Raw genomic sequence first — 8,070 nt, forward strand, 5'->3', positions numbered from 1 at the left:
GGCGCCGTTCTCTTTCCGTCCTTCTCCCCCTTCCTCCACCCAACCCCCCACACAACCACCACCCCAACCCACCGCAAGGGCGCACCCCCCCCCTCCCCCCCCCCCTCGACGTTGTCCCAGCCCTGCTGTCGCTCTCAACCCCGCTGTTGCGAGGGCCGGCGCAGGCTCGGCCTGGCCGCCGCAGCCCGGGCCCGCACCGCCGAACAGCGGGTCGCCACCGCCCACAGCACCCGCACCGACGAGCGGGGCAGGAACAGTGCCCGCAGCCGCGTACCCGTGCCCACCGCGCCGCGCAGCCCCTCGATCACCCGGTGCACGTCCTCCGCCACACCGGCCGCCGGACGTGGCCGGGGCGCGTACAGCACCTGCTCCACCGCGTCCGCGACCCGGTGCACCGCGGCACCGGCCGCCGCGTCCAGCTTCCCGAGCTCGACGATCCGGGCGGCCGCCCTGCGCGGGGTCAGAGACCCGTCCGGCGCAATGCCGTGGTCCCAGGCGCTGTCCGTCAGCTCCTGCCAGGCCGCCATGGCGTGGGCCGCCGCGCCCTGCTCGGTACGGGCGTGCGCACCCAGCCGCACCGAGCGCACCCGCAGCCGCCACAGCAGCGGCGACAGCGGAAGCGCCAGTGCCACCAGCACCCCCAGGCCGATCAGCAGATACCACCCCGGGCCGGCACCACCGCCGCCGCTGCGCGCCGCCGCGGCGGCGGACGGCGTGTGACACTCCTGCAGCTTCACCAGCGCCGGCGGGCAGCCCCGGCTCGGCGCGGCCGACGCCGAGGGCGCCGTGGACGACTCCTGCGACGGCAGAGCCGGGTCGGGCAGCGAGGTGCCGGGCGTCTTCGGCACCGTGTACGACGGCGTGGTGCCGCGGGTCGGGGTCGGCTCGAAGCGGGTCCAGCCCACGCCCTCGAAGTACAGCTCGGGCCAGGCGTGCGCGTCCTTCTCGTTCACCGCGACCGTGCCGTCCGCCTGCGGGGTGCCCGGCGCGAAGCCCACCGCGACCCGGGCAGGGATGCCCAGGGTCCGGGCCATCGCCGCCATGGCGAAGGAGAAATGGATGCAGAAGCCCTCCTTCTTCTTCAGGAAGTTCGCGATGGCGCCCGGACCGCGGCCGACCTCCACCTGGGTGTCGTACTGGAAGCCACCCGTGACGGCGAAGTAGTCCTGGAGCTTGACCGCCTCCTCGTAGTGGCTCCTGGCGCCCGCGGTGATCTCCTCGGCGGTCTTGGCCACCACCTTCGGCAGGGCGGACGGCACCTGCGTGTACTCGCGCTTCAGGGCCGCCGGCGGCTCCGGCGCCGACGACAGCTGCTCCGCGGTCGGCTGCACGTCCAGGCTGGTCACCTGGTAGGCCGCCCCGCGCGTGGTCTGGCCGCGGTCACCGACGACGGCCATGCCGACCGGCTCGTAGCGCCAGCGTCCGCCGATCTTCACCCCGCTCGGCGGATACGGCATCGGCAGCCAGTCCTGGGCGTACCAGTCCGCCGCCGTGACGGTGGTCGTCACCGTGCTGCGCCTGACGTCCGCGCCGAGCCCGATGGGGGTGGGGAACTGGTCCGGTACGTCGACGATGCGCCGCTGGGCCGGCTTCCAGGTGGTGCCGTCGAAGTCGTCCAGGGAGGCGATCCGCAGATACAGGTCCGAGACGTCGTTGCCGCTGGTCTTCAGGGACAGCACCTGGCGGTCGTCGTCCGTGTTCAGGCTGTCGCGCAGCGCCACCAGCAGGTTGACCGCGCCGCCGCCGGTTCCCCGGCCGCTGCCCACTCCCACGCCCGCGCCGGCGGCGTCCAGCAGTCCGCCCTGCATCGCGGGCAGGGCCAGCGGGACCATCAGGGCGGCGCCCAGCGCGACCGCGCCGATCCGGCGCCCGGTGCGCACCGGGGCCACCGCACCGTAGTCGGGGGAGCCCGGAGAACGGGGAGCGCCGCCGAAGACCCGGCCCCACTGGGCCAGCCGGTCCCGGCCCTCCGCGAGCAGCAGCATCAGATAGCCGGCCGCCGCCACCAGGAACCACAGCCAGTCGGCACCGCCGTGGGACAGGCCCGCGGCCACCGAGTACAGCGCGAGCAGGGGCAGCCCGGCCGGGGCCGCGCTGCGGAAGGTCACCGCGAGCGTGTCCACCAGCAGGCCGATCAGCAGGGCACCACCGATCAGCATCAGCTTGATGCCGTCGGTGAGCGGCGCCGGTATGGCGTACTCGCTGACGTCGTTGGAGCCCTGCTGCAGCAGGTCGCCGAAGTGCCGGAAGGCGTCCGGGCCGGGGATCAGCCCGATGATCGCGTGCTGCCGCGCGAAGACCAGGGTCAGCAGCACCAGCGTGACCAGCGCCTGCGCCGCCACGGTCAGCGGCCGGCCCAGCGGCACCCGGCGGGCCGCCGCACCCACCCCGCTCTGCACGGCCACCAGCGGCACCAGCAGGAGCAGCCAGGTCGGCTCGGCCACCAGGGGCAGCAGCGCACAGCAGGCCATCAGCGTGGCCGCGGCCGCGCACAGTGCCAGTCGTGCCCGCCCGCTCATGCCGTCGCCTCCCCGCTGAACGAGGCCAGGCCCGAGCGCTCACGGTCCGCCTGCTGCCACAGTGCGTCCAGCGCGGCGCCGCGCGGCACGCTCAGCGCCGTCCAGCCCGCCTCGCGCAGCAGGCGCAGCCGCTCGGCGTGCCGGTCGCCCGGCCGTGGCACGTCGGTCGACTCGCGCACCCAGGTGTCCGGGTCCAGCACGAAGGCGACGGCACCGCCGCTGCGCCGGCTCATCTTGGCGACCATCGCGGCCTGCTCCTCGTCCAGATCGCCCAGGAAGGCGACCAGCAGCCCCTCGTTGCCACCACGCAGCACGTCGTACGCCCGGGACAGGCCCGCGCCGTCGGAGTGGTCGATCACCGCGAGGGTGTCCATCATCAGCCCGGCCGCCTCCGCGGTCTCCTGCCCGGTGCCCGCGAACCCGTCGGCGCCCTCGCCGGGCACCACGCTGCCGCTGTCGGTCAGCAGCCGTACCGAGAAGCCCCGTTCGAGCATGTGCACCAGTACCGAGGCGGCACCGGAGACGGCCCACTCGAAGGCCGAGTCGGGGCCCGCACCCTCGTAGGCGCCGCCCCGGGTGTCCAGGAGCACGGTGCACCGCGAGCGCCGGGGCTGCTCCTCGCGGCGCACCATCAGCTCGCCGTAGCGCGCGGTGGACCGCCAGTGCACCCGGCGCAGGTCGTCGCCGTAGCGGTAGCCGCGCGGGATCACGTCGTCCTCGCCCGCCAGGGCCAGCGAGCGCTGCCGTCCGTCGCCGTACCCCTTGGCCTCGCCCCCGAAGCGGACCGGTGCCAGCGGTTCCACGCGCGGGATGACCGTCAGGGTGTCGTACGCCGAGAAGGAGCGGGTCAGTTCGCACATCCCGAAGGGGTCCGTCAGCCGCAGCTGGAGCGGGCCCAGCGGGTAGCGGCCGCGCAGGTCGGAGCGGACCCGGTAGGACACCTCGCGGCGGCCGCCCGGCTCCACCCGGTCCAGCACGAACCGGGGGCGCGGCCCGAGGACGTACGGCACCCGGTCCTGGAGCATCAGCAGGCCGGTGGGCAGCCGGGAGACGTTGTCCATCCGCAGGTGCACCCGGGCCTCGCTGCCCGCCGGCACGCGCGCGGGGGCGAGCCGTCGGGTGCCGGCCACCCGGTAACGCGTGCGGTAGACCACCGTCGCGCAGATCAGGGGCAGCGCGGCCAGCAGCAGGCCGACCCGCAGCAGATCGCCCTGGCCCAGGACGTACGCGCAGATGGCGGCCGCGATCCCGGCCGCGAGGAAGGAACGGCCACGGGTCGTCAGACCCGCCAGGGCCGTACGGACGCCGCCCGTCTCCCCGCGGTCGGCCTCCGCCTGCCCGGTCCCCCCGGTGTTCATCACAGACTCCGCGGGGGCTGCTGGGGATACGCAGGGACGCCGCGGCCGAGCCCGCCGAGGCCCGGTGCCTGCTGTCCCGGAGCCGCGGGCACGGGGGTGCGCTGGAGGATCTCCTGCACGACCTGCTCGGCCGTACGGCGGTTCAGCTGGGCCTGCGCGGTGGGCAGCAGACGGTGTGCGAGGACGGCGACGGCGAGCGCCTGGACGTCGTCCGGCAGCGCGTACTCCCGGCCGGCCAGGGCCGCGGACGCCTTCGCCGCGCGCAGCAGATGCAGCGTCGCGCGCGGTGAGGCGCCGAGTCTGAGGTCGGGGTGGGTGCGGGTGGCGGCGACCAGCTCCACCGCGTACCGCCGCACCGGCTCGGAGACGTGCACGGTGCGCACCGCTTCGATCAGCTTCACGATCTCGTGTGCGTGCGCCACCGGCTGCAGGTCCTGCAGCGGGCTGGCCCCGCCGTGGATGTCGAGCATCTGCAACTCGGCCTCCACACTGGGATAGCCGACCGAGACGCGGGCCATGAAGCGGTCGCGCTGGGCCTCGGGCAGCGGGTAGGTGCCCTCCATCTCGACCGGGTTCTGCGTCGCCACCACCATGAAGGGGCTGGGCAGTTCGTACGTCTGCCCGTCGATGGTGACCTGCCGTTCCTCCATGGACTCCAGCAGCGCCGACTGGGTCTTGGGCGAGGCGCGGTTGATCTCGTCGCCGATCACGATCTGCGCGAAGATGGCGCCCGGCTTGAACTCGAAGTCGCGGCGCTGCTGGTCCCAGATGGACACGCCGGTGATGTCCGAGGGCAGCAGGTCGGGCGTGAACTGGATGCGCCGCACCGAGCAGTCGATGGACCGCGCCAGCGCCTTGGCGAGCATCGTCTTGCCCACCCCGGGGACGTCCTCGATCAGCAGGTGGCCCTCGGCGAGCAGCACGGTCAGCGCGATCCGTACGACCTCGGGCTTGCCCTCGATCACGCCCTCCACCGAACCGCGCACCCGCTCCACCGTGGCGGTCAGATCTGTGAGGCTCGCTCGATCGTCATAGGTCGTCACCCGGCCCTCCTCGGCCCGTACTTTCCGGGCCGACGCTGCTTGCGAAACCGGCCCACCCCGAAACACGGACACCACGCGGGAAAAGTTCCGCGTGATGCCACACCCCGCATTCTTGCCGTCGTTACCGATTCGTGTCACTCGCCTGTGGACAACTGCCCGCACGATGTCGGTCTTACGGCTTTTTCGACCGCGTTTTCGATGCGGGGACGGCGGGATGCTTTCGGGGCGGCCGGCCGGTGTGCCCGGTCAGGCCGGGTCGACCTCGCGCAGTGCACCGGTGCGCACGTCGAACACAAAACCGCGTACGTCGTCGGTGTGCAGCAGGAACGGCGAGGTGCGTACGCGCTGCATGGACTGGCGCACGTCCTGGTCGACGTCCCGGAAGGCCTCCACCGCCCAGGCCGGGCGCTGGCCGACCTCCATCTCCAGGTCGTGCCGGAACTCCTCGGTGATGGCCTCCATGCCGCACCCGGTGTGGTGGATGAGCACGACGCTGCGGGTGCCGAGCGCCCGCTGGCTGATGGTCAGGGAGCGGATCACGTCGTCGGTGACCACGCCGCCCGCGTTGCGGATGGTGTGACAGTCGCCGAGCTTCAGGCCGAGCGCCTTGTGGAGGTCGAGGCGGGCGTCCATGCAGGCCACCACGGCGACCTGGAGGACGGGACGGGCGTCCATGCCGGGATCGGTGAACTCGGCGGCGTACCGCTGGTTGGCCTCCACCAGGCGATTCGTCACGGTGTCGCCGTTCGCTATGGCGCCTTCGGATCCAGTGGGAACTGCTGCGGAAGTCGTCATACTCATGACGTTACTGGTCACGCCCGGTCCTGGCCCGCTGTGAGGGGGGACAAAGAACGTCATCACGGCTTGTTGTGAGCCAACCCACAGGGGGGCAAACCTGGTCCGGACGGGTGAACACTGTCGAATTGCGGCTTCCGCCGGGATGCGGTAGGCGACGCGCAGGCCGGTTGATTGACCGCGAGACACGGTGGACTAAAGTGGCGCGAAGCGGGAGACGTGGCTCTCCCAGCTGGTGAAACCCCCGGAGACCCCGGCTCACACCCGGGCCGTCTCCCCGCGTGCGCGGCGCGTACGTACGGCTCGGCCTCCTTCCGCTCCCGGTCCGGCTGACGCTTCCGGCGCCGGCAGGCCTGACCCTTCACGAGCTGACGGGGACCCGGCCGTTCGTGCGGGCCCGTCGGAAGATGAGAGGCCCCCTTGAGCCAGAGTCGACACGTCCCGGTGATGCTCCAGCGGTGCCTGGACCTGCTGGCGCCCGCCCTGGAGCGCCCGCGAGCGGTGGTCGTCGACTGCACACTCGGCCTCGGCGGGCACAGCGAGGCGCTGCTGACCCGGTTCCCCGAGGCGCGGCTGATCGGCCTCGACCGGGACAAGGAGGCGCTGCGCCTGTCCGGCGAGCGGCTGGCGCCCTTCGGTGAGCGCGCCACCCTGGTGCACGCCGTCTACGACGAGCTGCCCGACGTCCTGGAGAGGCTGCGCATCGCGCGCGTGCAGGGCGTCCTGTTCGACCTCGGGGTCTCCTCCATGCAACTGGACGAGGCCGACCGCGGCTTCGCCTACGCCCAGGACGCGCCGCTGGACATGCGGATGGACCAGACGACCGGCGTCAGTGCCGCCGAGGTCCTCAACACCTATCCGGCGGGCGAACTGGTGCGGATCCTGCGCGCGTACGGCGAGGAGAAGCAGGCCAAGCGGATCGTGGCCGCGATCGTGCGCGAGCGCGAGAAGGAGCCGTTCAGCAACAGCGGGCGGCTGGTCGAGCTGATCCGGGACGCGCTCCCGCAGGCCGCCAAGCGCACCGGCGGCAACCCCGCCAAGCGCACCTTCCAGGCGCTGCGGATCGAGGTCAACGGGGAACTGTCCGTCCTGGAGCGGGCGGTCCCGGCGGCGGTGAAGGCCCTGGACGTCGGCGGCCGGATCGCCGTCCTGTCGTACCACTCGCTGGAGGACCGCCTGGTCAAGCAGGTCTTCGCGGCCGGCGCGGCGTCCACGGCGCCCCCCGGCCTCCCGGTCGTACCGGAGCGCTACCAGCCGCGGCTCAAGCTGCTCACCCGGGGTGCCGAACTTCCCACCGAGGAAGAGGTCGCCGAGAACCGCCGGGCCGCACCGGCCAGGCTGCGCGGCGCCGAGCGCATCAGGGAGGACGCCGAGTGAGTGGGACGGGCCGGTGGGATTCCCGAGCTGACCGGGGGAGCCGTGCGTAGGAAACCCGAACTGAGGGGGCGGGCCGCGCGGCTCGCCCAGCTCTTGCCGGCCGGTCGCGCGCGGGCCGCCCGAGCCCCGTTCGTCCTCCTCGTCGTCCTGCTGCTCGGCGGCGGCCTCATCGGACTGCTGGTGCTGAACTCCGCGCTCAGCGAAGGCTCTTTCAGACTCGACGCCCTGCAGAAGCGGACGAAGAGCCTCACCGACGAGGAACAGTCCCTGCAGCGGGACATCGACGCCTACTCGGCCCCTGACGCCCTCCAGCGACGGGCCCGCGAACTCGGCATGGTCCCCGGCGGCGACCCGGCCTTCCTCGGCCCCGACGGCACCGTCAAGGGCGTACCGGGCGTCGCGAGCCCCGCCCCCGCCGCCCTCACCGGCCCGGTCCCTCCCGAGGCCATGACCCCGGCCGTCGCCCCCTCCGCGCCCGCCTCTCCCACACCGGCGCAGGGACAGCCCCAGCCCGCCTCCCCGCCCTCCGCCCCGGCGCAGGGACAGCCCGCCTCCGCGCCCTCCGCCCCGGCGACGGCCGTGTCCCCACCGTCCGCCGCCCTCCAGCCCCCCTCCATCCCGACCCCCGGCAGGTGACGGAAGTGTCCGACAGGGAAGCGCCACGCCGTCGTGTGCCCGGGCCCGCGTATGCGCTCGGCCGGGGTGCCGGCGGGGGCGGCTGCCGGTTCCGGTGCGGGGTCGGCGCCGCCCGGGCCTGCGCTCCGGCGGGTGTCGTGGCGCCGTTCTCGCATTGCCAGCCCATTCCTACCCCGACCCCCGGCAGGTGACGGAAGTGTCCGACAGGGAAGCGCCACGCCGTCGTGTGCCCGGGCCCGCGTATGTGCTCGGCCGGGGTGCCGGCGGGGGCGGCTGCCGGTTCCGGTGCGGGGTCGGCGCCGCCCGGGCCTGCGCTCCGGCGGGTGTCGTGGCGCCGTTCTC

The 8,070-nt window shown here is 73.5% G+C and carries 6 protein-coding genes; 2 read left to right on the top strand and 4 right to left on the bottom strand.

The genetic code is table 11. The features are described 5' to 3' along the window. Nucleotides 1–134: 134 nt before the first annotated feature. The 4 genes from ACZ7HQ_RS04115 to ACZ7HQ_RS04130 all read right to left on the bottom strand — a co-directional run bounded on the left by ACZ7HQ_RS04115 (nucleotide 135) and on the right by ACZ7HQ_RS04130 (nucleotide 5,715). Nucleotides 135–2,519: a transglutaminase TgpA family protein gene (locus ACZ7HQ_RS04115; RefSeq protein ID WP_470984339.1), complete on the bottom strand. Its 2,385-nt coding sequence runs from the start codon at nucleotides 2,517–2,519 to the stop codon at nucleotides 135–137. Further along, nucleotides 2,516–3,877, bottom strand: a complete 1,362-nt coding sequence (locus tag ACZ7HQ_RS04120) for a DUF58 domain-containing protein (RefSeq protein ID WP_470984341.1) — start codon at nucleotides 3,875–3,877, stop codon at nucleotides 2,516–2,518. The genes ACZ7HQ_RS04115 and ACZ7HQ_RS04120 overlap by 4 nt, the downstream gene beginning before the upstream one ends. Beyond that, a complete protein-coding gene (locus ACZ7HQ_RS04125; RefSeq protein ID WP_470984344.1) occupies nucleotides 3,877–4,920 on the bottom strand; it encodes an AAA family ATPase in 1,044 nt (347 codons plus the stop codon). Before ACZ7HQ_RS04125 ends, ACZ7HQ_RS04120 begins: the two co-directional genes overlap by 1 nt. A 246-nt stretch (nucleotides 4,921–5,166) precedes the next feature. After that, entirely contained in the window at nucleotides 5,167–5,715 is a 549-nt protein-coding gene (locus tag ACZ7HQ_RS04130) for a beta-class carbonic anhydrase (protein ID WP_470984347.1), read from the bottom strand. A 420-nt stretch (nucleotides 5,716–6,135) separates the two neighbouring features. On the opposite strand from ACZ7HQ_RS04130, the gene rsmH reads away from it, so the two are divergent. After that, on the top strand, nucleotides 6,136–7,092 hold the full coding sequence (gene rsmH / locus ACZ7HQ_RS04135) for a 16S rRNA (cytosine(1402)-N(4))-methyltransferase RsmH (protein WP_470984349.1): 957 nt from the start codon (nucleotides 6,136–6,138) through the stop codon (nucleotides 7,090–7,092). Nucleotides 7,093–7,134: 42 nt separating this feature from the next. After that, nucleotides 7,135–7,728, top strand: a complete 594-nt coding sequence (ftsL, locus tag ACZ7HQ_RS04140; RefSeq protein WP_470984351.1) for a cell division protein FtsL — start codon at nucleotides 7,135–7,137, stop codon at nucleotides 7,726–7,728. Nucleotides 7,729–8,070 lie beyond the last annotated feature (342 nt).

Source organism: Streptomyces sp. NPDC037290 (assembly GCF_055603245.1).

What these genes read in the sequence shown, in the direction of transcription:
- ACZ7HQ_RS04130 (WP_470984347.1), bottom strand. Translation starts at nt 5,715, where the DNA reads ATGACGACTTCCGCAGCAGTTCCCACTGGATCCGAAGGCGCCATAGCG.
- ACZ7HQ_RS04115 (WP_470984339.1), bottom strand. Translation starts at nt 2,519, where the DNA reads ATGAGCGGGCGGGCACGACTGGCACTGTGCGCGGCCGCGGCCACGCTG.
- ACZ7HQ_RS04120 (WP_470984341.1), bottom strand. Translation starts at nt 3,877, where the DNA reads ATGAACACCGGGGGGACCGGGCAGGCGGAGGCCGACCGCGGGGAGACG.